The 25,836-nt window shown below is 71.7% G+C and carries 26 protein-coding genes; 14 read left to right on the plus strand and 12 right to left on the minus strand.

Features of this window, described 5'->3' with window-relative positions:
* Positions 1–203 precede the first annotated feature (203 nt).
* Entirely contained in the window at positions 204–1,064 is an 861-nt protein-coding gene (gene folP / locus AB0L95_RS09850) for a dihydropteroate synthase (protein WP_365159666.1), read from the minus strand.
* A 153-nt stretch (positions 1,065–1,217) separates the two neighbouring features.
* Between folP and AB0L95_RS09855 the strand changes: the two genes are divergently transcribed.
* Positions 1,218–1,565 (plus strand): DivIVA domain-containing protein, encoded by a 348-nt coding sequence (locus tag AB0L95_RS09855; protein WP_365159669.1) that lies wholly within the window; start codon positions 1,218–1,220, stop codon positions 1,563–1,565.
* Positions 1,562–2,143 (plus strand): DNA-3-methyladenine glycosylase I, encoded by a 582-nt coding sequence (locus AB0L95_RS09860; RefSeq protein WP_365159672.1) that lies wholly within the window; start codon positions 1,562–1,564, stop codon positions 2,141–2,143. Before AB0L95_RS09855 ends, AB0L95_RS09860 begins: the two co-directional genes overlap by 4 nt.
* An 82-nt stretch (positions 2,144–2,225) precedes the next feature.
* Here the strand turns inward: AB0L95_RS09860 and AB0L95_RS09865 are convergent, their stop codons facing one another.
* Positions 2,226–3,029 (minus strand): enoyl-CoA hydratase-related protein, encoded by an 804-nt coding sequence (locus AB0L95_RS09865; protein WP_365159674.1) that lies wholly within the window; start codon positions 3,027–3,029, stop codon positions 2,226–2,228.
* A 370-nt stretch (positions 3,030–3,399) separates the two neighbouring features.
* On the opposite strand from AB0L95_RS09865, the gene AB0L95_RS09870 reads away from it, so the two are divergent.
* A complete protein-coding gene (locus AB0L95_RS09870; RefSeq protein ID WP_003966491.1) occupies positions 3,400–3,567 on the plus strand; it encodes a DUF3117 domain-containing protein in 168 nt (55 codons plus the stop codon).
* A 108-nt stretch (positions 3,568–3,675) separates the two neighbouring features.
* On the opposite strand, the gene AB0L95_RS09875 is transcribed toward AB0L95_RS09870, so the two are convergent.
* A complete protein-coding gene (locus AB0L95_RS09875) occupies positions 3,676–4,374 on the minus strand; it encodes an O-methyltransferase (protein WP_365160381.1) in 699 nt (232 codons plus the stop codon).
* 153 nt (positions 4,375–4,527) lie between these two features.
* Here AB0L95_RS09875 and sigE point away from each other — a divergent pair, with 153 nt between their 5' ends.
* From sigE to AB0L95_RS09900, 5 genes are all read left to right on the plus strand, one after another.
* Positions 4,528–5,298 carry an RNA polymerase sigma factor SigE gene (sigE, locus tag AB0L95_RS09880; protein WP_365159676.1) on the plus strand — a complete coding sequence of 257 codons (771 nt, stop codon included), beginning with the start codon at positions 4,528–4,530 and terminating at the stop codon, positions 5,296–5,298.
* Positions 5,295–6,287, plus strand: a complete 993-nt coding sequence (locus tag AB0L95_RS09885; RefSeq protein ID WP_365159679.1) for a zf-HC2 domain-containing protein — start codon at positions 5,295–5,297, stop codon at positions 6,285–6,287. Before sigE ends, AB0L95_RS09885 begins: the two co-directional genes overlap by 4 nt.
* 139 nt (positions 6,288–6,426) lie before the next feature.
* Positions 6,427–8,256, plus strand: a complete 1,830-nt coding sequence (locus tag AB0L95_RS09890; protein WP_365159682.1) for a trypsin-like peptidase domain-containing protein — start codon at positions 6,427–6,429, stop codon at positions 8,254–8,256.
* Between the two features lie 199 nt (positions 8,257–8,455).
* Entirely contained in the window at positions 8,456–8,896 is a 441-nt protein-coding gene (locus AB0L95_RS09895) for a sec-independent translocase (protein ID WP_365159685.1), read from the plus strand.
* A gap of 267 nt (positions 8,897–9,163) precedes the next feature.
* Positions 9,164–9,823 (plus strand): hypothetical protein, encoded by a 660-nt coding sequence (locus AB0L95_RS09900; RefSeq protein WP_365159688.1) that lies wholly within the window; start codon positions 9,164–9,166, stop codon positions 9,821–9,823.
* Between the two features lie 95 nt (positions 9,824–9,918).
* On the opposite strand, the gene AB0L95_RS09905 is transcribed toward AB0L95_RS09900, so the two are convergent.
* The 3 genes from AB0L95_RS09905 to AB0L95_RS09915 are packed head-to-tail and all read right to left on the minus strand — an operon-like array spanning position 9,919 to position 12,942.
* Positions 9,919–11,052: an Mrp/NBP35 family ATP-binding protein gene (locus tag AB0L95_RS09905; protein ID WP_365159691.1), complete on the minus strand. Its 1,134-nt coding sequence runs from the start codon at positions 11,050–11,052 to the stop codon at positions 9,919–9,921.
* A 44-nt stretch (positions 11,053–11,096) separates the two neighbouring features.
* On the minus strand, positions 11,097–11,672 hold the full coding sequence (locus tag AB0L95_RS09910; protein ID WP_365159694.1) for a DUF1003 domain-containing protein: 576 nt from the start codon (positions 11,670–11,672) through the stop codon (positions 11,097–11,099).
* Positions 11,662–12,942, minus strand: coding sequence for a CBS domain-containing protein (locus AB0L95_RS09915; RefSeq protein WP_365159697.1), 1,281 nt, complete (start codon positions 12,940–12,942; stop codon positions 11,662–11,664). Before AB0L95_RS09915 ends, AB0L95_RS09910 begins: the two co-directional genes overlap by 11 nt.
* A gap of 175 nt (positions 12,943–13,117) precedes the next feature.
* On the opposite strand from AB0L95_RS09915, the gene AB0L95_RS09920 reads away from it, so the two are divergent.
* Complete coding sequence (locus AB0L95_RS09920; protein WP_365159700.1) at positions 13,118–13,873, plus strand: hypothetical protein; 756 nt, start codon at positions 13,118–13,120, stop codon at positions 13,871–13,873.
* Between the two features lie 29 nt (positions 13,874–13,902).
* Here AB0L95_RS09920 and AB0L95_RS09925 read toward each other — a convergent pair whose 3' ends face one another.
* Both AB0L95_RS09925 and AB0L95_RS09930 read right to left on the minus strand, forming a co-directional pair.
* Positions 13,903–14,433 (minus strand): hypothetical protein, encoded by a 531-nt coding sequence (locus AB0L95_RS09925; protein WP_365159703.1) that lies wholly within the window; start codon positions 14,431–14,433, stop codon positions 13,903–13,905.
* Positions 14,434–14,495: 62 nt separating this feature from the next.
* Positions 14,496–15,611: a magnesium and cobalt transport protein CorA gene (locus AB0L95_RS09930; protein WP_365159705.1), complete on the minus strand. Its 1,116-nt coding sequence runs from the start codon at positions 15,609–15,611 to the stop codon at positions 14,496–14,498.
* A gap of 534 nt (positions 15,612–16,145) precedes the next feature.
* On the opposite strand from AB0L95_RS09930, the gene AB0L95_RS09935 reads away from it, so the two are divergent.
* A complete protein-coding gene (locus AB0L95_RS09935) occupies positions 16,146–16,742 on the plus strand; it encodes a suppressor of fused domain protein (protein ID WP_365159708.1) in 597 nt (198 codons plus the stop codon).
* A gap of 107 nt (positions 16,743–16,849) precedes the next feature.
* Here the strand turns inward: AB0L95_RS09935 and AB0L95_RS09940 are convergent, their stop codons facing one another.
* Positions 16,850–18,115 (minus strand): MFS transporter, encoded by a 1,266-nt coding sequence (locus AB0L95_RS09940; RefSeq protein ID WP_365159711.1) that lies wholly within the window; start codon positions 18,113–18,115, stop codon positions 16,850–16,852.
* A 218-nt stretch (positions 18,116–18,333) separates the two neighbouring features.
* Between AB0L95_RS09940 and AB0L95_RS09945 the strand changes: the two genes are divergently transcribed.
* From AB0L95_RS09945 to AB0L95_RS09955, 3 genes are all read left to right on the plus strand, one after another.
* A complete protein-coding gene (locus AB0L95_RS09945; protein ID WP_365159714.1) occupies positions 18,334–18,975 on the plus strand; it encodes a DUF6758 family protein in 642 nt (213 codons plus the stop codon).
* A 115-nt stretch (positions 18,976–19,090) separates the two neighbouring features.
* Entirely contained in the window at positions 19,091–19,978 is an 888-nt protein-coding gene (locus AB0L95_RS09950) for a PHP domain-containing protein (protein WP_365159716.1), read from the plus strand.
* A 155-nt stretch (positions 19,979–20,133) separates the two neighbouring features.
* Positions 20,134–20,739, plus strand: a complete 606-nt coding sequence (locus AB0L95_RS09955) for a MarC family protein (RefSeq protein ID WP_365159719.1) — start codon at positions 20,134–20,136, stop codon at positions 20,737–20,739.
* Between the two features lie 84 nt (positions 20,740–20,823).
* Here AB0L95_RS09955 and AB0L95_RS09960 read toward each other — a convergent pair whose 3' ends face one another.
* Positions 20,824–20,976, minus strand: coding sequence for a hypothetical protein (locus AB0L95_RS09960; protein ID WP_311693028.1), 153 nt, complete (start codon positions 20,974–20,976; stop codon positions 20,824–20,826).
* A gap of 260 nt (positions 20,977–21,236) precedes the next feature.
* On the opposite strand from AB0L95_RS09960, the gene AB0L95_RS09965 reads away from it, so the two are divergent.
* Positions 21,237–22,133, plus strand: coding sequence for an NYN domain-containing protein (locus tag AB0L95_RS09965; protein WP_365159722.1), 897 nt, complete (start codon positions 21,237–21,239; stop codon positions 22,131–22,133).
* A 44-nt stretch (positions 22,134–22,177) separates the two neighbouring features.
* On the opposite strand, the gene AB0L95_RS09970 is transcribed toward AB0L95_RS09965, so the two are convergent.
* Together AB0L95_RS09970 and AB0L95_RS09975 are read right to left on the minus strand one after the other, a co-directional pair.
* A complete protein-coding gene (locus tag AB0L95_RS09970) occupies positions 22,178–23,047 on the minus strand; it encodes an alpha/beta hydrolase (protein ID WP_365159725.1) in 870 nt (289 codons plus the stop codon).
* A 135-nt stretch (positions 23,048–23,182) separates the two neighbouring features.
* Positions 23,183–25,498 carry a DEAD/DEAH box helicase gene (locus tag AB0L95_RS09975; protein ID WP_365159728.1) on the minus strand — a complete coding sequence of 772 codons (2,316 nt, stop codon included), beginning with the start codon at positions 25,496–25,498 and terminating at the stop codon, positions 23,183–23,185.
* Between the last annotated feature and the right edge of the window lie 338 nt (positions 25,499–25,836).

The following is a 25,836-nucleotide window of genomic DNA, read 5'->3' on the forward strand; positions in this document are numbered from 1 at the left end:
CATCGCAAGGCGGAGGGTCGTCCGCGTACTGGGCGTACGCGGACGGCCCCGACAACGCGGCGAGGTGCCGTGCCTGGGGGCACCTCCCAGCCGCCGGGCTGGGGGAGTCGCGGGCCAGACGGGACTTTCGAAACACGCCCTAGGGGCCCCGTCCTGCGCGGTGCGGCGCCCGTGACGGGGTGCCGCACCGGCGGTCGGGGCGGTCAGGCCAGCCCGCGTCGTGCCACCGCGGGCGGGCGGTGTCCGGCGATCGACGCCACCATGTCCAGCACCTGCCGGGTCTCCGCCACCTCGTGCACCCGGTACACCTGCGCACCCAGCCACGCGGACACCGCCGTGGTCGCCAGAGTGCCCAGGACGCGTTCCTTCACCGGCCGGTCCAGGGTCTCGCCCACGAAGTCCTTGTTGGAAAGCGACACCAGCACCGGCCAGCCCGTGGCGACCATCTCGTCCAGCCGGCGCGTCGCCTCCAGGCTGTGCCGGGTGTTCTTCCCGAAGTCGTGCCCCGGATCGATCAGCACCGACTCCCGGGGCACCCCCAGCGCCACCGCCCGCTCCGCGAGCCCCAGCGTCACCTTCAGGATGTCCGCCATGACGTCCTCGTACGTCACCCGGTGCGGACGGGTCCGCGGCTGTGCACCCCCCGCGTGCGTGCACACCAGTCCCACCCGGTGGCGGGCAGCGACCTCCGCGAGCCGGGGATCCACCCCGCCCCAGGCGTCGTTCAGCAGATCCGCGCCCGCCTCGCACACCGCCTCGGCGACCTCGTGCCGCCAGGTGTCCACGCTGATCACCACCTCGGGGAAGCGGCGCCGCACCTCGGCGACGAAGCCGACCGTGCGCCGGGCCTCCTCCTCGGCCGTGACCTCCGCGCCCGGCCCGGCCTTGACCCCGCCGATGTCGATGATCGCGGCGCCTTCCGCCACGGCCTGTTCCACGCGCGCGAGGGCGGGTTCGTCGCGGAACGTGGCCCCCTGGTCGTAGAAGGAGTCCGGGGTCCGGTTCACGATCGCCATGATCACCGGCTCGTGTGCGCCGAATTCCCGCTTGCCCAGCCTGAGCATCCGCTGTGACCTCTCCCGGTGCGTCCTGTTCCTCGGCCGCCTGCGACCCTAATTGTCAGCGTCGCATGGCACGATCGGACCCGGAGACATTCGACAGCTGCACTTCCGTTCCCGGCGCACTCGGCGCCGGCACCGAGCGTGGGGACCTCAGTGATGCTCATGTTCTTGTTCCTGGTCGTCGCGCTCGCCGTCGTGGTCGCCGCGGTGACACTCGCCGTGGTGGGCGGCGGCGAGAGCACCTCTCTGCCCGAGGCGGAGCCCGACCGGTTCGACGACCCGCTGCCGCCGGACCGCCCGGTGAGCCGCGCGGACGTGGACGCCCTGCGCCTCCCGCTCGCCGTCCGCGGGTACCGCATGGCGGAGGTGGACGACGCGCTCGGCCGGCTCGGCGCCGAGATCGCCGAGCGGGACGCCCGCATCGCCGACCTGGAGTCCGCGCTCGCCGGGGCCCGCGCGGCCGGACACGGCCACGACCGGCCGGCCGAGGGAGACCCGCAGTGAGCCGCGCGGCCGAGGCCGGGCCCGACGGTGTGCTGCGCTGCCCCTGGGCCCTGTCCGCCGAGGAGTACGTGGCCTACCACGACGAGGAGTGGGGCCGCCCGGTCCACGGCGACGACGCGCTGTACGAGCGGCTGAGCCTCGAAGCCTTCCAGTCGGGCCTGTCGTGGATCACGATCCTGCGGCGCCGGGAGGGCTTCCGGGCCGCCTTCGCCGACTTCAGGATCGTCAAGGTGGCCGCGTTCACCGAGGCCGACCAGGAGCGCCTGCTCGCCGACACCGGCATCATCCGTAATCGCGCCAAGATCGAGGCGACGCTCGCCAACGCGCGGCTGCTCGCCGAGTGGGCCCCGGGCGAGCTGGACGAGCTGATCTGGTCGTACGCCCCCGACCCGGCCTCCCGCCCCGCTCCCCGGACCCTCGCCGACGTCCCGGCGGTCACCGCCGAGTCGACGGCCCTGTCCAAGGAGCTGCGCAAGCGCGGTATCCGCTTCGTCGGCCCGACGACGGCGTACGCGCTGATGCAGGCGTGCGGCCTGGTCGACGACCATCTGACGGACTGCGCCGCCCGGAGCAGTTGACCGCGACCGACGCGCACAGTCCGTATCCGTGTCGGCGCTTGTCGGTCGCGGGGTTGCGGGCCCGCGCGCGGGCCGGACGGCCTCAGCGGCCCCGATAGACGGGCTTCTCCTTGTTCACGAACGCCTGCACCGCGATCCTGTGATCCTGAGAGGCCCCCGCGCGCGTCTGGAGTTCGTCCTCCTTCTCCAGGGTCTCGTCCAGGGAGTGGGAGAGCCCGTAGGCGAGAGACTCCTTCAGCGCGGCGTACGCCAGCGTCGGCCCCTCGGCCAGCTGCCGCGCGGTCTTCTCCGCCTCGGCGCGCAGCTCGGACTGCGGGACCAGCCGGTTCGCGACGCCCCACTCGAACGCCTGCTGGGCGCTGATGCTGCGCGGGAAGAGCAGCAGGTCAGCGGCGCGGGAGGGGCCGACGACCCGCGGCAGGGTCCAGGAGATCCCGGAGTCCGCGGTGAGCGCGACGCCCGCGAAAGAGGTGTTGAAGGCCGCCGTGTCCGCGACGATGCGGTAGTCCGCGGCGAGCGCGAATCCGAAGCCCGCCCCGGCCGCGACCCCGTTCACGGCCGCGACCACCGGCTTCGCCGCTCCCGTGAGCGCCCGCACGATGGGGTTGTAGTGCTCGTGCACGGTGCTCATCACCCCGGAGTCGGAGCCCGCGTCCTGCGTCTGGAGCAGACCGATGTGCTCCTTGAGGTCCTGGCCCACGCAGAACGCCCGCTCCCCGGCCGCGGTGAGCAGGATCGCCCGTACGGCCCCGTCGGCCGCCGCTTCCTGTGCCGCGTCCCGCAGGGCGACCTTGGCTTCGATGTTCATCGCGTTCATCGCCTCGGGACGGTTCAGCGTGATCGTCGCGAGTCCGTCGCTCACCTCGTAGAGCACGGTGTCGGCCATGGTGGTCCTCCGGTGTCACGGTCCGTCGTACCGGTCGGTACGTCCTGTGTCCGAGGGACAGCATGGCGGAGATCACCGGCCACGGCCCGGACCGGACGTGTGACCTGCGTCAAATAATGCCGGCCCGCCTCCGGCCGGCAGATCTCCGTGCGGTGGCGCAGTATCACAGCCGCATCGCCGAATTGAGTGGTTTTGGTCGGGCGTGTTGCTCAAGCGATGCCGACTGATGTTGGTCATCGGGTCCTGAGATGCGGGATAATGGCTTGGAAGCAATGTGTTCGATGCCGGTGTCGCGTGTCCCCCGAGGGGTCGCGTGCCCTTCTCAGGGCTGTCGGCTGACGATGAGCTGGTTTCAGGAAGGGGAACGAGCATGGCGGCCATGAAGCCGCGGACGGGCGACGGCCCGCTCGAGGTGACCAAGGAGGGGCGGGGCATCGTCATGCGCGTTCCGCTCGAAGGCGGCGGTCGGCTCGTCGTCGAGCTGACCCCTGACGAGGCCGACGCGCTCGGCGACGCCCTCAAGAAGGTCGTCGGCTGAGGCGCAAGCGACCCCGAACTCTCGGCTTCCCCGGCATCGTACGCGGTGCCGGGGTCTGCTTTTAGGCCCGGCTCGCCCTCGGCGTGCCCCGGGGCCTGTTCGTCCCGCTCAGCGCTTGACCGCGCACAGCAGTCCGTCGCCCACCGGGAGCAGTGACGGCACCAGCTCCGGGCTCTCGCGGACCGTGCGCAGCAGTTCCCGCAGCCGCAGTACCTCGGTGGGCTGCGGTCCCGAGTCCACCGTGCGGCCTTGGGCGAAGGCACCCTCGAAGACGACGAGTCCGCCGGGCCGCAGCAGGCGCAACGATTCAGCGAGGTAGTCGAGCAACTCCAGCCGGTCGCCGTCGCAGAAGACGAGGTCGTAACCGGCGTCCGCGAGCCGGGGCAGCACGTCCAGGGCGCGGCCGGGGATGAACCGGGCCCGGTTGCTGGCGAAGCCGCAGGCGCGGAACGCCTGGCGGGCGAACTGCTGGTGCTCCGGCTCCGGGTCCACCGTGGTCAGTACGCCGTCCGGCCGCATGCCGTGCAGCAGATGAATCCCGGAGACACCGCATCCGGTACCGATCTCCGCCACCGCCTTCGCGTCCACGGTGGCGGCGAGCAACCGCAACGCGGCGCCCGTGCCGGGCGACACCGAGCGCAGCCCTGCGTCGCGGGCCCGGTCACGGGCCCAGCGCAGCGCTTCGTCCTCGGCGACATAGGCGTCGGCGAACGCCCAGCTCGTCTGCCGGTTGCCGGTAATGGCCCTCTCCTGTCCCCGTGATTGCCTGGGCGTGACTGTATCCGTTGGCCCCGGGAACCCGCAGATGGGACCAGACGTTTGGAAGAGTGGGAAAGGCAGCGGGGGAGGGACGGGGGACGACCGGTGGGCCTGGACGTCGAGCAAGTGCTGACGCAGCCGCATCAGCGCACATCAAATTCTCGTAAAACCGCTTATCCGGAGCTAACGGGCGAGGTGGCTATGGTAGGGGCTCCACTGGACACCACCAGAGCCGACAGGGGAGGTGCGGCTGCGCCTGTGGATCGGGGAGGAGTGCTTCGGCGCCTTCTCAGGTCAGCGGGTGAGCCGAAATCCGTGACCGACATCGCTGACACGCACCACGCAGCAGACACCGCGCAGACCGCGACCTTCGCCACCGACGCGGACTCGCAGGCGTGGACTCCGCCCACCTGGGAGGAGATCGTCAGCATGCACAGCGGCCGGGTCTACCGGCTGGCCTACCGCCTGACCGGAAACCAGCACGACGCCGAGGACCTGACCCAGGAGGTCTTCGTCCGGGTCTTCCGCTCTCTGTCGACCTACACGCCCGGCACGTTCGAGGGCTGGCTGCACCGCATCACGACGAACCTCTTCCTGGACATGGTCCGCCGCAAGCAGCGCATCCGCTTCGACGCGCTCAGCGAGGACGCGGCCGAGCGGCTGGCCAGCCGGGAGCCCACCCCGCAGCAGGTCTTCAACGACGCGCACTTCGACGCGGACGTCCAGCAGGCCCTGGACACCCTCGCGCCCGAGTTCCGCGCGGCCGTCGTCCTGTGCGACATCGAGGGACTGTCCTACGAGGAGATCGCCGCGACCCTGGGCGTCAAGCTCGGCACGGTCCGGTCCCGTATCCACCGCGGTCGTTCGCAGCTGCGCAAGGCCCTGGCGCACCGCTCGCCCGAGGCCCGCGCCGAGCGGCGCACCTTCATGGCCCGGGTGCCCGCGCTGGGGGGAGGGGGCGCGACCGCGTGAGTGGATCCCGTCGCCCCACACCGGCAGAGCAGCACCTGGGAGACCGCCTCTCCGCCCTCGTGGACGGAGAGCTGGGTCATGAGACGCGCGAGCGGGTGCTGGCGCATCTGGCCACCTGCGCGAAGTGCAAGGCCGAGGCCGACGCCCAGCGCCGGCTGAAGAACGTCTTCGCGGAGGCGGCCCCGCCGCCGCCCTCCGAGAGCTTCCTGGCCCGTCTGCAGGGCCTGTCCGCGGGAGGTGACGTCGACGGCGGTGGCACGCCGCTCGGCGGGAGTGATTTCGGCAGAAGACCACCGTCGGCCGTCGGGCTGCCCCCGGCGACCGGCGTCTTCGGAGTGAGGGGTGAGCCCTTCGGCTATGTGCCGACGGGACCCCACGCGGCGCCGGCCCCTTCAGAGGACCGGACGTTCCCCGGGGACCGGGGCTTCCGTATCCATCACGTCGGACGCCCGGACACCGAGCGCCCGTCCTCACGCGGGCGGCGGTTCGCCTTCGCCGCCGCGGGCGCCGTGTCGCTGGCCGCGATCGCGCTCGGCGGGGTGTCGATGGGCGTCCCGGCGGACACGAGCGCGGAGGCACGCGGTTCCGGCACCGGAAGCAATGTGACCCCGATGCGTTCACCGGGCACCGGCAGCGGCGGCGGCACGACGCCCGACACGGGCCGACGCCGGGCCGTAGGGCCGCTGATCGGTCAGCGGGCGCTGAGCCAAGGTCCCGTCGCCTCCATGAGCGCGTCGGCCCCGCTGCTGCCCGGGGGTCCTTCCCCGGACGTGCGGGACGCCTCGGAGATCGGTGCCCTGACGGCTCCCGTGGTGGCCGGAGCCGCCGCGATGTCCCCGCTGATACGCCCGCTCACCGAGACCGCGCCGCTCACGCTGACCTCCTGGTCTGCGGCCCCGGGGGTCACGGCTCCCGGGCTGCTCATGGCTCCGGTGCCGGCCACGTCCGCCGGCCCGTCACCCTCGGCCTCCCCGCCGCTCGCCCACTGACCCGAGCGACTGCGCGTCGGCCCGCGGACCTGGTTGAATCCGTGGTGAACCGCGCCCGCGGACGAGTTCCGGGCGCGGCATCGACGTGTCAGCGGCGACCGGCGGCGCCGTCGTGGTGGGGGCCGGGTGTGGGGGGAGCATGAGCGAGGGGAAGCCGGGCCCGGCGGGCGGCGCCGAGAAGCGGGCGCCCGAGGTACGGGACGGTGAGGGGGCCCAGGGGCTCCCGGACACGCCGGGAAGCGGGCCGTCGGACGGGGACTTCGAATTGGAGCGCCCTGCGGCGGTGGGCTCCTGGGGAGCCGGTGCCGAGGGGGACTTCGAGCTGGAGCACCCGGCGGCGGCGTCCGGCGGAACCCGGGGCGAAGGCGACGTCGAGTGGGAACGTCCCGCGACCGTGCTGCCCGGGGGAGCCGAGGGGGACTTCGAGCTGGAGCGTCCCGGGGCGGTGGCCGCCGGGGCGGCCGAGCGGGAAGGTCCCTCCGAAGGCGACGGCTTGGTGCCCCGGGCGCACGGCGACGAGCTCGCCGCCCCGGACGGCCGCCTGCGGCCCTTCCCCGACTCCGACCCCTACGACACCCCGCCCTACGGCACACCGGGCCCCTGGGCCCCCGCCCCGCCGGTCCAGCACCCGGCAGCGGCACCCTCTGCCCTCACGAACGGGACGCCCCCGCCCCACAACACCCCGCCGGCGCCGGGCGCCCCGCTCCCGACCGCGCCCAGAAGCGAGACCCCCGCCTCCGCGTCCCCCGCCCCGGTCGGGGCCTCGCCCGGATACACCCCCTGGCAGAACTACGATCCCTGGGCCCCCCAGCCCTTCCGGCAGCACGGGCCCGTCGTCACCGCTCCCCAGCCACGGCGCAGGCGGCTGCGCAGAGGCCTCGTCCTCGGGGCCGTAGTGATCGCGCTGGTCTCCGGAGGAGTCGGCGGTGTCGTCGGCGCCGCCCTGGAACGCGACGGCGACCTGGCGGGCGACGTCCGGCTGCCGCAGGCCGGGAAGGAACCCGCGGGGCGCGCCCCGGACAGCGTCGCCGGGATCGCCGCCCGCGCGTTGCCCGGCGTCGTCACCCTGCACGTCAAGGGCGACGGCAGCGAGGACACCGGCACCGGGTTCGTCCTCGACGCACGCGGTCACATCCTCACCAACAACCACGTCGTCCAGCCCGCGGGAGCGAACGGCGAGATATCGGTGACGTTCAACGGCGGCGAGACCGCCAAGGCCACCGTCGTCGGCCGTGACACCGGCTACGACCTCGCCGTCGTCCAGGTCAGCGGCGTCCGGGGCCTGACGCCCCTGCCCCTCGGCAACTCCGACAACGTCGAGATCGGCGATCCGGTCGTGGCCATCGGCGCGCCCTTCGACCTCGCCGGCACGGTCACCTCCGGGATCATCAGCGCCAAGGAACGGCCCATCACGGCCGGGGGCGAGAAGGGCGACGCAAGCGATGTGTCCTACGTCGACGCCCTGCAGACCGACGCCCCCATCAACCCCGGCAACTCCGGCGGCCCCCTCCTCGACTCCCGGGGCCGGGTCGTCGGCATCAACTCCGCGATCCGCTCGGCCGACGACAGCACCGACCAGAACGGCCGCGCGGGGTCCATCGGGCTCGGCTTCGCGATCCCTGTGAACCAGGCCCGGCGCGTCGCCGAGGAACTGATCAACACCGGACGGGCCAGCCACCCCGTGATCGGTGTGACGCTCGACATGAACTTCACCGGGGACGGCGCCCGCGTCGCCGCCAAGGGCACCGGCGGCGGCCCCGCGGTCACCGAGGGCGGCCCCGGTGACCGGGCCGGCGTCAAGCCCGGCGATGTGATCACCCAGATCGACGGGGCGCGCGTCCACTCCGGGGAGGAACTGATCGTCAGGACCCGCGCGCACCGCCCAGGCGACCGCCTGGAGCTGACCGTGGTCCGCGGCGGCGGGCAGCGCAGGATCACGCTCGTCCTCGGTTCTGCGGGCGGCAACTGACCCCAGCCGCACAGGAACAGGGACGAAAACCGCTCCACAAGGCAAACATCCCGGAAAACCCGACGTGTACACGCGGTCGAGAAGGCGGGGACGGTACCGATCCGGCGGGAACGCCGGGTACCGTGGATTCGGCCCGGACCACGGAAGACCCGCCCCACCACCGAGGGCCGCGGACCGAGGACCTCGCAAGGAGCTTCAGGTGTTCAATGACATAGGACCACTCGAGCTGATGACGCTCGTTGTCCTCGCCGTGCTCGTCTTCGGTCCGGAGAAGCTCCCGAAGGTGATCCAGGACGTCACACGCACCATCCGGAAGATCCGGGAGTTCTCGGAGAGCGCCAAGCAGGACATCCGCAACGAGCTGGGTCCCGAGTTCAAGGACTTCGAGTTCGAGGATCTCAACCCCAAGACGTACATCCGCAAGCAGCTGGAGAGCGACGACCTGGGGCTCAAGGAGATCCGCAACGGCTTCGACCTGAAGAAGGAGATGGCCGAGGTCACGGACGCGGTGCAGGGCCGTGAGTCCGAGTCGCCGTCCGGTTCGTCGTCCTCGGCCGCCGGCGGTGCCGTCGACATGACGAAGAAGCCCGAGAAGCCGGGCCCCGACGAGCGCCCGCCGTTCGACGCGGACGCCACCTGAGCCCTCCACGACATCCGCGGGCGGCCGGTCGGCCGTCCGCGAAGACGTGCGGAGACATGCGCAGAACGTGACGCAGGCCATACGCCCTTCGGCGCGCGTGCGGCCGTATTGCGACGTCCAAGAGGCCGTATGCGCCGGGCGTTTCGCCGTGCTTCGGACCGCGGTGGCTATGCTGCCCAGTTGTTGTGCGGACCGATTTTCGGAGCGAGGACGCCCGTGGGGGGCGGGCCGCTCGGGTCCGACGAGAGCGAGGAGGCGTCCGGGCAGATGGAGACGACGAGTCGGGTGGGCGCGCAGGCGCCCGCCGCGGAGGGCGGAGTGCGGCTCCCCTACGCCCGGGGCACGGTCGACGGTTACCAGCAGGCGTCGTTCCCGTGGTACGGCCTCGACGAGGCCTTCACGGGCCCGCGCTGGCTGATGCAGGTGGCCACCGCCGCCGACGGGTCCGTGGAACACGGGTCGGTCGGACACGGCGACGAGCCCTCCGTGCGGCACGAGGCCACCGAGGACAAGGAGCGGTTCGCGGTCGTGGTGACCGTCGCCGCCAACCCCGTACGGCGCAGCGCCGACGGCACCGGGCTGCTGGAGGCCACCTCGGTCTCGTCCGCGGCCTGGCTGGCCGGTGTGGGCCTGCTGTCGTTCACCTGGCCCGGCCAGCTGGATCACGGTCTGCGGGACGACTGGCTGGAGCAGCAGACCGAGACGGCGTGGGTGCTCGCGGACGACCTGACCGGTCCCGACTGGTCCACCCTGTCCCTGCCCGTGGACGGTGTGCCGACGCCGTTCCACTATCGGGAGTCCGAGTTCGGCTGGGTCCTCGCCGGGACCACACAGGCCGGGGTGCACGTGGGAGCGTACGGCCGGGGCATGAGCGCCTACGGACTGGGCTTCGCGATGATCAAGGACATCCAGGCCTACGTCGTTTAGCCGGGTGTACGAGGAGGGGGGCGCCGTCGCGGTGACGGCGCCCCCTTCCTCGTGGCCGAGCCGGCCAAGCCGACCGAGCCGGTGCTCGTGGCGTCCTAGAACTTGTTCTTCGGGGTGATCCCCAGCGACAGGCCCGACAGGCCGCGCTGCCGGCCCCCGAGCTTGCCCGCGATCGAGCGCAGGGCCGAACCCGCCGAGGACTCCGGGTCCGTGAGGACCACCGGCTTGCCCTCGTCGCCGCCCTCGCGCAGCCGGACGTCGATCGGGATGGAGCCGAGCACCGGGACCGTGGTGCCCGTGGTGCGGGTGAGGCCGTCGGCGACGAGCTGGCCGCCGCCCGTGCCGAAGATGTCCACCATCTCGCCGCAGTGCGGGCAGGGCAGCCCGGACATGTTCTCGACCACGCCCACGATCTTCTGGTGGGTCTGCACGGCGATGGAGCCCGCCCGCTCCGCCACCTCGGCGGCCGCCTGCTGTGGGGTGGTGACCACCAGGATCTCCGCGTTCGGGACCAGCTGCGCCACCGAGATCGCGATGTCGCCGGTGCCCGGCGGGAGGTCCAACAGCAGCACGTCGAGGTCGCCCCAGAACACGTCCGCGAGGAACTGCTGGAGTGCGCGGTGCAGCATCGGGCCACGCCAGACCACCGGTGCGTTGCCCGGGGTGAACATGCCGATCGAGATGACCTTCACACCGTTCGCCTGGGGCGGCATGATCATGTTCTCGACCTGGGTCGGACGGCCGTCCACCCCCAGCATGCGCGGCACGCTGTGGCCGTAGATGTCGGCGTCCACGACACCGACCTTCAGTCCGTCGGCCGCCATCGCCGCCGCCAGGTTGACCGTCACGGAGGACTTGCCGACGCCGCCCTTGCCGGAGGCCACCGCGTACACCCGGGTGAGCGAGCCCGGCTTGGCGAAGGGGACCTCGCGCTCGGCCTGGCCGCCGCGCAGCGCCGTCGCCAGCTCACGGCGCTGCTCGTCGCTCATCACGTCGAGCGTGACGTCGACCCGGGTGACACCGTCGACGCGGGAGACCGCGTCGGTGACGCGCTGGGTGATCGTGTCGCGCATGGGGCAGCCGGAGACCGTCAGGTACACGGTGACCGCGACCGCTCCGTCCGCGCCGATCTCCACCGATTTGACCATCCCCAGTTCGGTGATGGGTCGCTGGATCTCGGGGTCGTTCACCGTCGCCAGTGCCTCGCGCACCGCGTCTTCCGTAGCCATAACCACGATGGTACGGCGCCCGGCCGGGCCCTCGGAAAGGCCCGTCAGCGGTCGTCTACATCACGTCCGCCCGCGCGTTCCGCCGGGAATACGCCGTGCCCGTCGGGACGCCGGTACTCCTCCAGCTCCCTCATCAGGTCCTGAAGTTCGGAGCGCATCCAGTCGCGGGTGGCGACCTCGCCGAGGCCGGTGCGCAGCGCGGCCACCTCCCGGGTCAGATACTCGGTGTCGGCGATCGACCGCTCGTTCTGCTTGCGGTCCTGTTCGAGGTTGACCCGGTCGCGGTCGTCCTGGCGGTTCTGCGCCAGCAGGATCAGCGGAGCCGCGTAGGAGGCCTGCAGGGACAGCATCAGGGTCAGAAAGATGAACGGGTACGGGTCGAAGCGCAGGAAGTGCGGGGCGCTGATGTTCCAGACCAGCCAGATGGCGATCACGACCGTCATCCAGACGATGAACCGCCCGGTCCCGAGGAAGCGGGCGATCCGCTCCGACATGCGCCCGAAGGCCTCGGGGTCCCACTCCGGCAGCACCCGGGTGCGCCGGGGCTGCGGCTGGTCGAGCCGGATGCGGGCGCGGGCGGCCGTCGCGCCGGCGGGCGTCTTCTCGCGCTCAGGTGCCATGCGCGGCCTCTTCGTCGCTCAGATCGAACTCCGCCTCGCGCCAGTCCTCGGGCAGCATGTGGTCCAGTACGTCGTCCACGGTCACCACGCCGAGCAGCGCGCCGGACTCGTCGACCACGGGCGCCGCGACCATGTCGTAGGTGGCGAAGAACCCGGCGACGATTGGGAGCGCGGCATCCGGCGACAGGGACTGGAGGGTGTCTTCGACGAGGGCGCTGACCAGGGTGTACGGCGGGTCGCGCAGCAGCCGCTGGAAGTGCACGGTGCCCAGGTACTTGCCGGTCGGCGTCTCGTCCGGCGGGCGGCAGACGTACACCTGGGCGGCCAGGGCGGGCGACAGATCCGGATTGCGGACCCGGGCGAGCGCGTCGGCCACGGTCGCGTCGGGCCGCAGCACGATCGGCTCGGTCGTCATCAGGCCGCCCGCGGTCTTCTCCTCGTACGCCATCAGACGGCGCATGTCGGCCGCGTCGTCGGGCTGCATCAGGCTCAGCAGCCGCTCCTTCTCGTCCTCCGGCAGCTCGGCGAGCAGATCGGCGGCGTCGTCGGGGGCCATCGCCTCCAGGACGTCCGCGGCGCGCTCCTTCTGGAGCTTGCCGAGGATCTCGATCTGATCATCCTCGGGCAGCTGTTCGAGGACGTCGGCGAGACGGTCGTCGTCGAGGGCCGCGGCGACCTCGGCGCGGCGTTTGGCGGACAGATGGTGCAGCACATTGGCTAGGTCGGCGGGCCGCAGCTGCTCGAAGGTGGCCAGCAGGCTCTCGGCGCCCTGCCCGTGCTCCTCCAGGGAGAACCCGGTGACGGCGGACCACTCGACCGTGAGCGTCTCGCCCTTGCTGCGCCGGAACGCCCCGCCCTTCCCCTTGCGCACGAAGACCCGGTCGACCTCCCACTCACGGCGGGCCGGCAGCTGCTGCACGGAGAGGTCGAGGACGGTGACCTCCTCGTCGGTCTCCACGAGCCTGACGCGCCGGTCGAGCAGATCCCCGAAGACCAGCCGCTCGGTGGGCCGCTGCTCGAAGCGCCGCACGTTCAGGACGCCGGTGGTGATGACCTGGCCGGACTCGATGCCGGTCACCCGGGTCATGGGCAGGAAGATACGGCGGCGGGTGGTCAGTTCGACGACCAGCCCGAGCAGCCGCGGGGGGCGCCGGCCCACGCGCAGCATGCAGACGAGGTCGCGCACGCGGCCCACCTGGTCGCCGCTGGGGTCGAAGACGGCGACGTCGGCCAGGTGCGAGACGAAGATGCGAGAGGCGCCAGCCGCCATGCCCGCCGCCTCCTGTTCCTGCCGTTCCGTCCGTTCGGCTGGGCTTCAGGCTAGTCCGTCCTGTTGTCGTACGCCCTGGCGAGAGGTGCGGACGGACTGACTCCGGAAGGCCCCGCGGGCACCGGTACTCTGCGGTAGGCCGACGAGGACTTCCGCATGAGAGGCAGCCCCACCCGTGACTGCAATCCCCCAGGGTCGTACCCGCAGGGCCGCACTGGTGAGCGCGATGTGCGCGCTGGTCGTGACGGGCGCGGGGCTCGCGGGATGCAGTGGCGGCGACCCGGACGCGGGGACCAACGGGGTGGGGAAGCTGCCGGCCGACAAGATCGAGAGCCGGACGCGTACGGCGGCCAAGTCCGCGTCGGCGCTGCGGCTGTCCGGGACCGTCGTGAGCAACGGCGCCACATTCACCCTGGACATGCGGCTGAAGGGCGACGGGGGCTCCGGATCGGTCACCTCGAAGAACGGCACGTTCCGGCTGCTGCGAGTGGGGGAGCACCTGTTCCTCAAGGCCGACGCCGCGTTCTGGAACCACGAGAGCGGCAAGGGGGACGGCGCGGGCTCGACGGCCGCCGCGAACAAGCTCGACGGGAAGTACGTGAAGGTGCCGTCCGGTGATCCGGCCTACCAGCGTTTCAGCGGGTTCACCGACAAGGACGTGCTGCTCGACGGGCTGCTGACGCTGCACGGCACGCTCGCGACGGACGGCCACCATGAGCAGAACGGTGTCCGCACGGTCCGTATCACCGGCGACAAGGGCTCCGGCGGCACGCTGGACGTCTCCCTGGAGGGCGCCCCCTATCCGCTGCTCCTGGTACGGGCCGGCAACGCGGGGACGCTGCGCCTGTCGGACTGGGGGAAGGACTTCGCGCTTCAGGCGCCCTCGAAGCAGGAGACGGTGGACTACGGGAAGCAGTTGCCGTCTTCCTAGCCGCCGTGCTCATGCGGCCCGGTGAACGGTCAGCGGCGCTTGCGCCGCAGCAGGCGCGGCAGGGCCGCCGGGATCGGACGGCGGGTCACCGCGGGGCTCGGCGGCGGGGGAGCGGCCTGGGAGTCGGACGGCAGCGGGAGCGTCGCGCCCCGCGGCTCCAGGCGCAGCACCCGGCACTCGCGGCGCCAGCGCTCGGGCATCTCCTCGCCGTCGGGAGCGTTCAGCCGCTTGCCCTTCAGCTCGGCGACCGTGGCCTCCCACTCCGGCGATCCCGGGGCCGGCTCCACCACGCGCGCGGGCCAGGTGACGATCCGGCCGCCCTTGTCCTTGCTGCGGACCGTGACGACCGCGTCGCCCCCGTCGGTCAGGCCGGGCAGCGGCTGCTCGCCGGGTCCGTCGCCCACCACGCACGCGGCGCCGTCGTGCCATACATGCCACAGCGCACGCGCGGGCGTGAGCTGGGTGTGCGCGCCGTCGGACGGCACGGCCTGGACCCAGATCAGCCCGGACTTCTTGGTGGCCTCCTCGACGAGGGCCCTCTCGAGCAGCTCGCTTGTCATGCGCTCAGCCTAGTGTGCCTGTCGGGGCACTGGTGTCCTGACAAAGGCGCTGGTCGGCCCCCTCACAGCCAGCCGTTCCGCTTCAGCGTGCGGTGGATGCCGACACAGATGGCCACGGTGATGCCCATGATCACGGGGTAGCCGTACTTCCAGTGCAGCTCGGGCATGTACTTGAAGTTCATGCCGTACACACCGCAGACCATCGTCGGTACGGCGATGATCGCGGCCCACGCCGTGATCTTGCGCATGTCCTCGTTCTGCGCGACGGACGCCTGTGCGAGGTTGGCCTGGAGGATCGAGTTCAGCAGCTCGTCGAAGCCGAGGACCTGTTCCTGCACCCGGGCGAGGTGGTCGGCGACGTCGCGGAAGTACTTCTGGATGTCGGGGTCGATCAGCCGCATCGGCCGCTCGCTCAGCAGCTGCATGGGCCGCAGCAGCGGAGCCACGGCCCGCTTGAACTCCAGCACCTCACGCTTGAGCTGGTAGATCCGGCTCGCGTCGGTGCCCCGGGGGGTTCCCTTCCGGCCGGGCGAGAACACCTCCGTCTCCACGTCGTCGATGTCGTCCTGCACCGCGTCCGCCACCGCGATGTATCCGTCGACGACATGGTCGGCGATCGCGTGCAGCACGGCCGAGGGGCCCTTGGCCAGCAGCCCGGGATCCTCCTGCAGTCTGCGCCGCAGCTGCCGCAGGGAGCCCTGCCCGCCGTGCCGGACGGTGATGAAGAAGTCCCGCCCGGTGAAGCACATGACCTCACCGGTCTCGACGACCTCGCTGTTGGCGGTCAGCCGGTCGTGCTCGACGTAGTGGATGGTCTTGAAGACGGTGAAGAGGGAGTCGTCGTACCGCTCCAGCTTGGGGCGCTGGTGCGCCTGCACCGCGTCCTCCACGGCCAGCGGGTGCAGTCCGAACTCGCTTGCGATTCCGGCGAATTCCGCTTCGGTCGGCTCGTGCAGGCCGATCCACACGAAGCCGCCGTCGCGCCGTACCAGCCGCATCGCCTCGTGCGGGGTCAGCGGATTCGCCGACTCCATCCGCACCCCGTCGCGGTAGACGGCGCAGTCGACGACGGCGGAGGGCGTTGCGGGGTCCCGCGTGGTGTCGTACGCGCCGGTCTCCTTGCGCAGTGCGGGGCGGGACGGGCGGACCGCGGCGCGCAAGTCACGGATCATGGACATGGCAGGCTCCTTCGCAACGGGCAACGAAGGCCTCGGCGACGGGTGGAACTGCCCGGAATGGGGACGTCCTGACGATTCGTCTCCGCCATTTCGACAGGAGAGGTTTGGCACGTCCACAAAGCGGGGAGCACCGCACCGTCGCGGTCTTGGGCTTCGCTACGGGTTCAGATCAGACAGATCAGGTGAAACGAAACGAAGTGCTCTTCCGCGGTGCGCGGCGGGATCCCGGGCGGGTCCCCCGGGGATCCGCACGAAAACGTGGCGCGCAATGGAGAGGTGGCAGCCGGCCAGAGCAGCTACATCAGCGGTCGGAAGAGCGGGTGGTACTGCACGGTCGACTTCGATCCATGCCAGCCCCACCTCCTCCGGCCGGTCCCTGGTGAGGGACGATCCATCTCCCGCAAGGGAGTCTCACGGTGTCGGGACTCGATCGCACCGCTTCTGCGGGCTGCCCGACCACCGGCCAAGAGTATCAGCCGACCGAAGTGTCAAGGTGCTGCTTTGCCTGGTACTGACGAGTTCTATGCTCGCCGCATGGTTGATGTTCTTCCTCTGGTCGAGGCCCGGTTGCGCACCGCGCTCGGCGAACCGGACGCCCGCGCGGCGGTCACCTTCCTCGGCACGGACCGCATCGAGGTACTGCGTTTCCGGGACGACTCCAAGGAAGGCGCCGTCCTGCGCTACGCCACTCTCGGGATGTCCGCCCAGCCGATGACGGACCCCGCCGCGATGCTCGCGGACCCCGTCAAGGGCCCCCGGGCCGAGCTGGTGCTGTCCGTCCGGGGCGGCCTCGCCGACACCGACAAGGTGCTCCGCCCCCTTGCTGTCCTGGCCGCGTCCCCGCAGGTCGAGGGCGTGGTGCTGGCCCCCGGCGCGTCGCTGGACGTCGGTGAACCGCTGTGGCCGGGCGCCCCGTTCAGCTCCGTCCTGGTCGCCGAGCCCGGCGGTCTCGTCGAGGACCTGGAGCTGGATCCGCCCCTCGACCCCGTACGGTTCCTGCCGCTGCTGCCGATGACCTCGAACGAGGCCGCCTGGAAGCGGGTGCACGGCGCTCAGGCCCTTCAGGAGCGCTGGCTGACGAACGGGACGGACCTGCGGGATCCGTCCCGCAGGTCCGTCCCTCTGGACTGACTCCACAGTGAGCAAGCTCACCCAACCGGTGGCCGGGAAAAGCCAGTTGGGTCAGCCGGTCAGCCGGTCAGCCGGTCAGCCGGTCAGCCGGTCAGCCGGTCAGCGGGTCAGTCGGCGAAGACGCTGACGCTGTCCTGTGTGGCGTGGCGCGGCTCCAGTTCCTCTATGTCGTGTGTGAGCGCGTTCCGTCGTACGAGGACCACGAGCGCGCCCAGGAGGGCGGTGGCCGCCGCCATCACGAACGGCAGGTGGATGTCGCTCCACTCCTCGATCTTCGGCGCGAGGTAGGGGGCGGCCGCGGCGGCGAACCACCGCACGAAGTTGTAGCCGGCGCTCGCCACCGGGCGCGGAGCGTCGGAGACCCCGAGAGCCAGCTCGGTGTAGACCGTGTTGTTCACGCCGATGAAGGCGCCGGACAGGATGGTGCAGACGACGGCGGTGGTGTGGTCGCCGTAGCCGAGCACGGCGACGTCGGCCGCCAGCAGCACCAGGGAGCCGCCGAGCACCTTCAGCGAGCCGAAGCGCTTCTGCATGCGCGGCGCCACGATCACCGAGAAGACGGCGAGCAGCAGGCCCCAGGCGAAGAACACGGCACCCGACTTGTACGGCGTCATGTTCAGTACGAAGGGCGTGAAGGCCAGCACGGTGAAGAACGTGTAGTTGTAGAAGAACGCGGAGACCGCCGCGGAGGCGAGGCCGCCGTGGCCGAGCGCCTTGACCGGGTCGAGCAGTGAGGTCTTCCGCGCCGGCCTGGGCTGCTCCTTCAGGAACGCCGTGATGCACAGGAAGCCGATCGCCATCAGGGTGGCCGTGCCGAAGAACGGGTAGCGCCAGCTGATGTTGCCGAGCAGGGCGCCCAGCAGGGGGCCGCAGGCCATGCCGAGGCCGAGGGCCGACTCGTACAGCAGGATCGCCGCGGCGCTGCCGCCGGCCGCCGCGCCGACGATGACGGCGAGGGCCGTGGAGACGAACAGCGCGTTGCCGAGGCCCCAGCCGGCCCGGAAGTCGACGAGCTGGGTCACGGAGTGCGAGGTGCCCGCGAGGCCCGCGAAGACCACCACGAAGGCGAGCCCGAGGAGCAGCGTCCTGCGGCCGCCGATGCGGCTGGAGACGAAGCCGGTGACCAGCATCGCGACGGCGGTGATCAGGAAGTACGAGGTGAAGAGCAGGGATACCTGGCTGGGCGTCGCCTGAAGGCCCTTGGCGATGGACGGCAGGATCGGGTCGACGAGTCCGATGCCCATGAAGGCGACGACGGACGCGCCCGCGGTCGCCCACACGGCCTTGGGCTGGCGCAGAATGCCGCCGGCCCCCGCGTCGAACGGATCCGCCCCGGCCGCCGGGGCGGCGGGCGCTCCTGTACTGCTGCTCATGAGTGTCCTCGCAGTCCTCGGTGATGGTCGGCCTGCCGGGCCGGCCCGGTGCCGGGCCAACGGTCGGCCTGATAGTTGGCTTATACACATATTAAGTTAGGGTGGCTAATAAATGCAAGCTGCATCTACTCCGGGCCGGTGAAGGGCGACGTGCGGGCACACGCCGGACGGGTGATCGTCCTTGACGCGGCGCGGGACGGGGAGGACCGTGGGGGCCTATGAGGGGCGAACCCAGTTGCCCGAAGTGTGGTGGCCGGGTCAGGGCTCCCGGACTCTTCGCCGATTCCTGGCAGTGCGATGTGCACGGGCACGTGCATCCGCTGCAGCCCGTGATCCCGCCCAGCGTCGAGGCCCTCAGCGTCGTGGTGCACCGTGCCCGGGTGCCGGTGTGGATGCCGTGGCCGCTGCCGGTGGGCTGGCTGTTCACGGGTGTGGGCTACGCAGGTGACGACCGCAGCGGCGGCCGTGCGACCGCCGTGGCCTGCTCGGGTCCCGGGCCGCTCGGCGGCGTGGGCGAGCTGATCCTCGTCGCCGAGGAACTGGGCGTGGGTCTCGGCGCGCGCTACGCGGGTGTCGACGGCCCCGATCCCGGCCCCTATCTGAACGTCGAGAAGCCGCCCCAGGCCAAGGTGCTGGCCGCCGGACGCCCCACCCCGTTGTGGCATGTCTCGGGCACCCCCGACGACCGGGCGGTCTTCGCGGGCGAGGCGCGCGGCCTGTGGCTGTGGGCGGTGGTCTGGCCCGAGCAGACGGGCATGCTGATGTACGACGAGCTGGTGCTGACCGATCTGCGCGACGCGGGGGCAGAGGTGGACCTGCTGCCGATAGGGGCACTGTCACCGCGCCTGCTCGAACCGTGAGAACCGGGTGGTGCGCGTAGGGGGCGCTGACCGGCTGCGGGTGTGACGGGGACGCCGAAAATCCCGTTATCCTTGAGCGTCCCCTTCCGTCCCGTCACCGCCTGGAGTCCGTGTCGTGCGCATCGATCTGCACACCCACTCCACCGCGTCCGACGGCACGGACACCCCGGCCGAGCTGGTGCTGCGCGCCGCCGCCGAGGGGCTGGACGTCATCGCGCTCACCGACCACGACACCACCCGCGGCCACGCGGAGGCGATCGAGGCGCTGCCCGAGGGCCTCACTCTCGTCACCGGCGCCGAACTCTCCTGCCGGTGGAACGGCATCAGCATGCACATGCTGGCCTACCTCTTCGACCCCGAGGAGCCCCGCCTGCTCGCCGAGCGCGAACTGGTCCGGGACGACCGCGTCCCGCGGGCCCAGGCCATGATCGCCAGGCTCCGGGAGCTGGGCGTGCCGATCACCTGGGAGCAGGTGTCCCGGATCGCCGGCGACGGCTCGGTCGGGCGCCCGCACCTCGCCTCCGCCCTGGTCGAGCTGGGTGTGGTGGACAGCGTCTCGGACGCGTTCACGCCCGAGTGGCTGGCCGACGGCGGGCGTGCGTACGTCGAGAAGCACGAGACGGATCCCTTCGAGGCGATCCGGCTGGTCAAGGCCGCGGGCGGAGTCACCGTCTTCGCGCACCCGGCCGCCTCGAAGCGGGGGCGGACCGTGCCGGAGTCCGCCATCGCCGATCTCGCCGCCGCCGGGCTCGACGGCATCGAGGTCGACCACATGGACCACGACCCGGCGACCCGGGCGCGGCTGCGCGGCCTCGCGCAGGAGCTGGGACTCCTCGCCACGGGCTCCTCCGACTACCACGGCAGCCGCAAGACCTGCCTCCTCGGCGAGTACACCACCGATCCCGAGGTGTACGGAGAGATCACCCGCCGGGCCACCGGGGCGTTCCCGGTCCCGGGGACCGGTGGACGCCGTGGCGTCCAGCCCTTCCGCAGCCCGCTGTAGCCCTCCGCAGTTCCCTCCACCCCCCTCTGTCCCGGAGGCACCCGGCGTCCGCCGCCGTGCCCCGCCCTGCCGCGCCCTCGGCGCGGCGACCGCCCCCAGCGGCCGTGGCCCGTCCCTTGCCGCGCGTCCGCTCCGAACCTCTGTGCAAGGCCCCCATGTTCGACGTCGCCGTCTTCGGCTCCCTGTTCCTCACTCTCTTCGTGATCATGGATCCCCCCGGGATCACCCCGATCTTCCTCGCGCTGACCGCCGGCCGTCCGGCCAAGGTGCAGAAGCGGATGGCGTTCCAGGCCGTCTGCGTGGCCGGCGGCGTCATCGCCGTCTTCGGTGTGCTCGGCCATCAGATCCTGAACTACCTCCATGTCTCCGTACCCGCGCTGATGATCGCGGGCGGACTGCTGCTCCTGCTCATCGCCCTCGATCTGCTCACCGGCAAGACGGACGAGCCGAAGCAGACCAAGGACGTCAATGTCGCCCTCGTGCCGCTCGGCATGCCGCTGCTGGCCGGCCCGGGTGCGATCGTCTCGGTGATCCTGGCGGTCCAGAGGGCCGACAGCGTGGGCACCCAGGTGTCCGTATGGGCGGCGATCCTGGCGATCCACGTCGTGCTGTGGCTGGTCATGCGCTACTCGCTGCTGATCATCCGGGTGATCAAGGACGGCGGCGTGGTCCTGGTGACCCGGCTCGCGGGCATGATGCTCTCCGCGATCGCCGTGCAGCAGATCATCAATGGGATCACCCAGGTCATCCGCGCGAGCTGAGCGACCGGGCGGGGCCCGGAACGCGCGAAGCCCCGTACGGACGTTCCGTACGGGGCTTCGAAGTCTGACCGTGGTGAGGTGTGCTTACGAGGCGGTCGGGTCGGCCGGGCGGATCCACAGTCGCTGCCCGATGGCGGCGGCTTGCTGAACGATCTGCTTGACGGAGGCGGCGTCCACGACGGTGGTGTCCACGGGCGTACCGTCGACGTCGTCGAGTCGCATGATTTCGAAGCGCATAGGGCTTCTCCCTTCGTCTGGTCATCCTCCTGAGGAGAACTACTGGTGTGCGGAGCGCGGGACGTCGTTGCCCGCGTCCTGATGTAGTCAACGGGGTGCGTGTTACAAACATTCCCTACGCTAAGGAAATTTTTCGAGTCGCTAATTACTGACCGGTAGGTCGGTGGAAAGATGCAGGTCGCGGTGGTGGGCCTGGATTCATGGGACACCGATCGGGACCGGTTGTGTTCGCAGCGTGACCGCCAGGACAATGGAGGCATATGAACGACGACCTGGCGGCGCTCGGCGCCCGTATCGACCGCACCAACGAGCTGCTCCAACGCATGCTGGCCGAAGTGGCGAAGACGCCCTCGACCCATGCGATCTTCGTCGACGCCGGCTATCTGTACGCGGCGGCGGGACGGCTCGTCGCCGGGACCGAGGACCGCCGGGCCTTCGACCTCGACGCCGAAGGGCTGATCGAGGCCCTCATCGACAAGGCCCGCTCGATCTTCGCGGACAGCCGACTGCTGCGCGTGTACTGGTACGACGGCGCGCGACGCCGTATCCACACCGCGGAGCAGCAGTCCATCGCCGAACTCCCCGATGTCAAGGTGCGGCTCGGCAACCTCAACGCCAACAACCAGCAGAAGGGCGTCGACTCCCTGATCCGGACCGACCTGGAGTCGCTGGCCCGGCACCGGGCCATCAGCGACGCGGCCCTCATCGGCGGCGACGAGGACCTGGTGTCGGCGGTCGAGGCGGCGCAGGGGTACGGGGCGCGGGTGCACCTGTGGGGGATCGAGGCCCCCGAAGGCCGCAACCAGGCGGAGCCGCTGCTGTGGGAGGTCGACAGCCAGCGCACCCTCGAACTCGAATTCTTCAAGCCGTACGTGACCCGGCGGACGGCCGCGGCGTACGAGGCGTCCTCCGCGGCCCGTCCCACGCGCGAGGACGTCCGCTTCGTGGGCGCGCAGATCGCGGCGAAGTGGCTCTCGGCGCGAGGCCGGGAGTCACTGGCGGACCTGCTGCCCGGACACCCGTATCTGCCGGGCTCCGTCGACCAGGATCTGCTGGTGGAGGCGGAGGGTCTGCTCCAGTACTCCCTGCGCGGCCAGTCGGACCTGCGGCGCTCGCTGCGGGACGGCTTCTGGGAGTACTTGCAGGGGCAGTACTGACCTACGTCGGCCCCCGGAGGGCGTCCGCGGGCGGAAACCGGCCGTTATGCGTGCCGGTCCCAGAAGGCCGCGAGGGCCTCGGCCGTCGGTTCGGGCCGGTCCGTGTTGGGGGAGTGCTCCGCGTGCGGCACCACCGTGCGACGGGCGCCCAGCCGGGCCGCCATGTCGTCCAGCAGAGGGATCGGCCAGGTGTCGTCGCGATCGCCGGACAGGACGTGCACGGGCAGGCCGACGGCGGCCAGCTCGGCCACACGGTCGGGCTCCTCGCACAGCTGCCGGCCCGTCGCCAGGAGCTGGGCGGGGCTGTTGCCGAGCCAGCGGCGGCGCAGGTCCTCCCCGTCGGCGAGTCCCTCGTCGATGTCCGAGGCGTCGGCCTCCCCAGGGGGGTCCATGGCCTGGACGGCATCCCAGACCTGGGCCATGTCCAGGAGGGCGAGGGCCTCCCGCAGCTGCTTCACACGCTGCTGCTGAGGGACGGAGATCTCGGCGGGGCCGGACGCCATGAGGGTGAGCGAGACGAAGGGAGAGGCGTCCAGGATGACGGCGGCCCTGGCGATCTGACCGCCGAGGGAGTGTCCGAGGAGATGCACCGGCGCACCGAGGGCGCGCGCCTGCGCGAGCACGTCCTGGGCCAGCTCGCTCTGCGCGTACGGGGCCTCGTCGTCCCGGGGCCCGGGGGACTCGTACTGACCCCGCCCGTCGACGGCGACCGTCCGATACCCGGCCGCCGCGAGCAGGGGCTGCACGACGATGAAGTCCTCCTTGCTCCCGGTGAAGCCGGGGAGCAGCAGGGCGGTTCCCTTCACCCGCGAGGTCGCCGCGTCCGCCGTGAGCACGGCGAACTCGCCGCGCTCCGTGGCGAGCCGGTGGGCCCGGACACCGGGGGGCGGGACAAAGCTGGGGGGACGACTCATGGGGGGAGGCTACCGGGCGCTCGGGGGACGGCGGGGGCGGGGGCGGGAGACGTCCAGGTGTACGGGGCGGCAAGAACGCCGATGGCCCGCCCCGGTGTGGGGACGGGCCATCGGCGTTTCTGCTGTCCGGCTGTCTCAGCCCTCGGCGGCCTCGGCGGTCTTGCGCGTACGGCGGCGCGGCTTGGCCTCCGCGTCGTCCGCCTGCGCCGGGATCTCCGCCTCCATGGCTGCCGCCGCCTTGCGGGTCCGGCGCCGCGGCTTGGCCTCGGCCTCCTCGTCCGCCTGCGCGGGGATCGCGGCCTCGGCCTCGACGGCCTTGCGGGTGCGGCGGCGCGGCTTTGCCTCCGCGGTCTCCACAGCCTCGGTGGCCTCGGCGGGAGCCGCTTCCGCGGTCTTGCGGGTGCGGCGGCGCGGCTTGGCTTCCGCGGCTTCCGCGGTCTCCACCGTCTCGACGACGGCCTCGGCCGCCTTGCGGGTACGGCGCGGCTTGGCCGGAGCCTCGCCCTCGACCGTGTCGACGACGGCCTCGGCCGCCTTGCGGGTGCGGCGGCGCGGCTTTGCCTCCGCGGTCTCTACAGCCTCGGTGGCCTCGGCGGGAGCCGCTTCCGCGGTCTTGCGGGTGCGGCGGCGCGGCTTGGCCTCCACGGCCTCCACGGCCTCCACGGTGTCCACGGCGACCGTCTCGGGCGCGGCCTCGGCGGTCTTGCGGGTGCGGCGGCGCGGCTTGGCCTCCACGGCCTCCGCGGTGTCCACAGCGACCTCCGCCACAGCGGCCTCGGCGGTCTTGCGGGTGCGGCGGCGCGGCTTGGCCTCCACGGCCTCCGCGGTGTCCACAGCGGCCTCCGCGGCGGCGGGAGCGGTCTCCGTGAGGTCGGCGGGGGCGGCCGGAGCCGTCTCCGCGGCCTTGCGGGTCCGGCGGCGGCGCGGCTTCACCGGCTCGGTGGTGGCCACCACGGCCTCGGCCGCCTCCGGTACCGCCGTCGGCGTCACCGCGACGGTCTGCTCCACCGTCTCCGTCACCGCGACGGTCTGCTCCGGCGTCGCCCCGCCGCGCGTGCGGCGACGGCGGCGCGGTGTGCGCGACTCCACGGCCTCGGCCGTGTCGTCCGGCGTGCTCGTGACCTCCGGCGCGCCCGTGGCGGCCGACGGGTCCAGCGGCGTTCCGCCCCGGGTACGACGGCGACGGCGCGGCGTACGCGCCGGACGCTCCTGTTCCGCGGGCGGGCTCGAGGCGCGGCGACCGCGCGGCCCACGGCCGCCCGTCTCGCCGAGGTCCTCCAGCTCCTCCGCCGCGAGCCCAGCGCGCGTGCGCTCCGAACGCGGCAGCACACCCTTCGTGCCCTCGGGGATACCGAGGTCGGCGAAGAGGTGCGGGGAGGTGGAGTAGGTCTCCACCGGGTCGTTGAAGTTCAGCTCCAGCGCCTTGTTGATCAGCTGCCAGCGCGGGATGTCGTCCCAGTCGACGAACGTGATCGCCGTACCCGACGCGCCCGCGCGGCCCGTACGGCCGATGCGGTGCAGATAGGTCTTCTCGTCCTCGGGGGACTGGTAGTTGACGACGTGCGTGACGCCCTCGACGTCGATGCCGCGCGCGGCCACGTCGGTGCACACCAGCACGTCCACCTTGCCGTTGCGGAACGCCCGCAGCGCCTGCTCGCGCGCGCCCTGGCCCAGGTCGCCGTGGACCGCGCCCGACGCGAAGCCGCGCCGCTGGAGCTGCTCGGCGATGTCGGCCGCCGTCCGCTTCGTACGGCAGAAGATCATCGCCAGTCCGCGGCCCTCGGCCTGCAGTATGCGGGCGATCATCTCCGGCTTGTCCATGGAGTGCCCGCGGTAGACGAACTGCTTGATGTTCGCGACCGTCGCGCCCTCGTCGTCCGGCGCCGTGGCGCGGATGTGCGTGGGCCGGGACATGTAGCGGCGCGCGAGGCCGATGACCGCGCCCGGCATGGTGGCCGAGAACAGCATGGTCTGGCGCGTCGGGGGCAGCATGTCGATGATCTTCTCGACGTCGGGCAGGAAGCCCAGGTCGAGCATCTCGTCGGCCTCGTCGAGCACCAGGCACTTCACGTGCTTCAGGTTCAGCTTCTTCTGGCCGGCCAGGTCCAGCAGGCGGCCCGGGGTGCCGACGACCACGTCCACGCCCCGCTTCAGGGCCTCGACCTGGGGCTCGTACGCCCGGCCGCCGTAGATCGCCATGACCCGCACATTGCGCGCCTTGCCCGCGGTGAGCAGGTCGTTGGTGACCTGTGTGCACAGTTCGCGGGTGGGGACGACGACGAGCGCCTGGGGGGCGTCGGTGAGGGCCTCGGGCTTCGCGCGGCCCGCCTCGACGTCCACGGGGACGGTCACGCGCTCCAGGAGGGGGAGACCGAAGCCGAGCGTCTTGCCCGTGCCGGTCTTCGCCTGGCCGATGACGTCAGTGCCCGAGAGGGCTACGGGGAGCGTCATCTCCTGGATGGGGAAGGGATGGATGATGCCGACGGCTTCCAGGGCCTCGGCCGTCTCGGGAAGGATTCCGAGTTCTCGAAAAGTCGTAGTCAGGGTGCTGCCTCTTCTGTGTATGCGGTGCGAGGCGAGCGCGGGGGTCGTGACCGTGCCGGATGACGTCGGCCGCTTGGGGGACGGGCCTGTGGCACACGGGACCACGCCGACGCTCCAGCGCTCGTACCGCTGAGGGTCCCTCCGGATGCCGTACGCACGCTGTCGCACGGGCGAGGAGAGCTGTCGGGTCGGAGCCGATCGGGCCACCGACCGGGCATCCTCATACATGCGGCCCGTCGAGATAC

It is taken from the genome of Streptomyces sp. NPDC052036, from assembly GCF_040680495.1.
Taxonomy (GTDB): domain Bacteria; phylum Actinomycetota; class Actinomycetes; order Streptomycetales; family Streptomycetaceae; genus Streptomyces.

What these genes read in the sequence shown, in the direction of transcription:
- AB0L95_RS09910 (WP_365159694.1), bottom strand. Translation starts at nt 11,672, where the DNA reads ATGGCACCTGAGCGCGAGAAGACGCCCGCCGGCGCGACGGCCGCCCGC.
- AB0L95_RS09960 (WP_311693028.1), bottom strand. Translation starts at nt 20,976, where the DNA reads ATGCGCTTCGAAATCATGCGACTCGACGACGTCGACGGTACGCCCGTG.
- sigE (WP_365159676.1), top strand. Translation starts at nt 4,528, where the DNA reads ATGGTAGGGGCTCCACTGGACACCACCAGAGCCGACAGGGGAGGTGCG.
- AB0L95_RS09945 (WP_365159714.1), top strand. Translation starts at nt 18,334, where the DNA reads ATGAGGGGCGAACCCAGTTGCCCGAAGTGTGGTGGCCGGGTCAGGGCT.
- AB0L95_RS09955 (WP_365159719.1), top strand. Translation starts at nt 20,134, where the DNA reads ATGTTCGACGTCGCCGTCTTCGGCTCCCTGTTCCTCACTCTCTTCGTG.
- AB0L95_RS09905 (WP_365159691.1), bottom strand. Translation starts at nt 11,052, where the DNA reads ATGGCTACGGAAGACGCGGTGCGCGAGGCACTGGCGACGGTGAACGAC.
- AB0L95_RS09890 (WP_365159682.1), top strand. Translation starts at nt 6,427, where the DNA reads ATGAGCGAGGGGAAGCCGGGCCCGGCGGGCGGCGCCGAGAAGCGGGCG.
- AB0L95_RS09925 (WP_365159703.1), bottom strand. Translation starts at nt 14,433, where the DNA reads ATGACAAGCGAGCTGCTCGAGAGGGCCCTCGTCGAGGAGGCCACCAAG.
- AB0L95_RS09965 (WP_365159722.1), top strand. Translation starts at nt 21,237, where the DNA reads ATGAACGACGACCTGGCGGCGCTCGGCGCCCGTATCGACCGCACCAAC.
- AB0L95_RS09855 (WP_365159669.1), top strand. Translation starts at nt 1,218, where the DNA reads ATGCTCATGTTCTTGTTCCTGGTCGTCGCGCTCGCCGTCGTGGTCGCC.
- AB0L95_RS09935 (WP_365159708.1), top strand. Translation starts at nt 16,146, where the DNA reads ATGGTTGATGTTCTTCCTCTGGTCGAGGCCCGGTTGCGCACCGCGCTC.
- folP (WP_365159666.1), bottom strand. Translation starts at nt 1,064, where the DNA reads ATGCTCAGGCTGGGCAAGCGGGAATTCGGCGCACACGAGCCGGTGATC.
- AB0L95_RS09865 (WP_365159674.1), bottom strand. Translation starts at nt 3,029, where the DNA reads ATGGCCGACACCGTGCTCTACGAGGTGAGCGACGGACTCGCGACGATC.
- AB0L95_RS09930 (WP_365159705.1), bottom strand. Translation starts at nt 15,611, where the DNA reads ATGTCCATGATCCGTGACTTGCGCGCCGCGGTCCGCCCGTCCCGCCCC.
- AB0L95_RS09940 (WP_365159711.1), bottom strand. Translation starts at nt 18,115, where the DNA reads ATGAGCAGCAGTACAGGAGCGCCCGCCGCCCCGGCGGCCGGGGCGGAT.
- AB0L95_RS09915 (WP_365159697.1), bottom strand. Translation starts at nt 12,942, where the DNA reads ATGGCGGCTGGCGCCTCTCGCATCTTCGTCTCGCACCTGGCCGACGTC.
- AB0L95_RS09970 (WP_365159725.1), bottom strand. Translation starts at nt 23,047, where the DNA reads ATGAGTCGTCCCCCCAGCTTTGTCCCGCCCCCCGGTGTCCGGGCCCAC.
- AB0L95_RS09870 (WP_003966491.1), top strand. Translation starts at nt 3,400, where the DNA reads ATGGCGGCCATGAAGCCGCGGACGGGCGACGGCCCGCTCGAGGTGACC.
- AB0L95_RS09900 (WP_365159688.1), top strand. Translation starts at nt 9,164, where the DNA reads ATGGAGACGACGAGTCGGGTGGGCGCGCAGGCGCCCGCCGCGGAGGGC.
- AB0L95_RS09975 (WP_365159728.1), bottom strand. Translation starts at nt 25,498, where the DNA reads ATGACGCTCCCCGTAGCCCTCTCGGGCACTGACGTCATCGGCCAGGCG.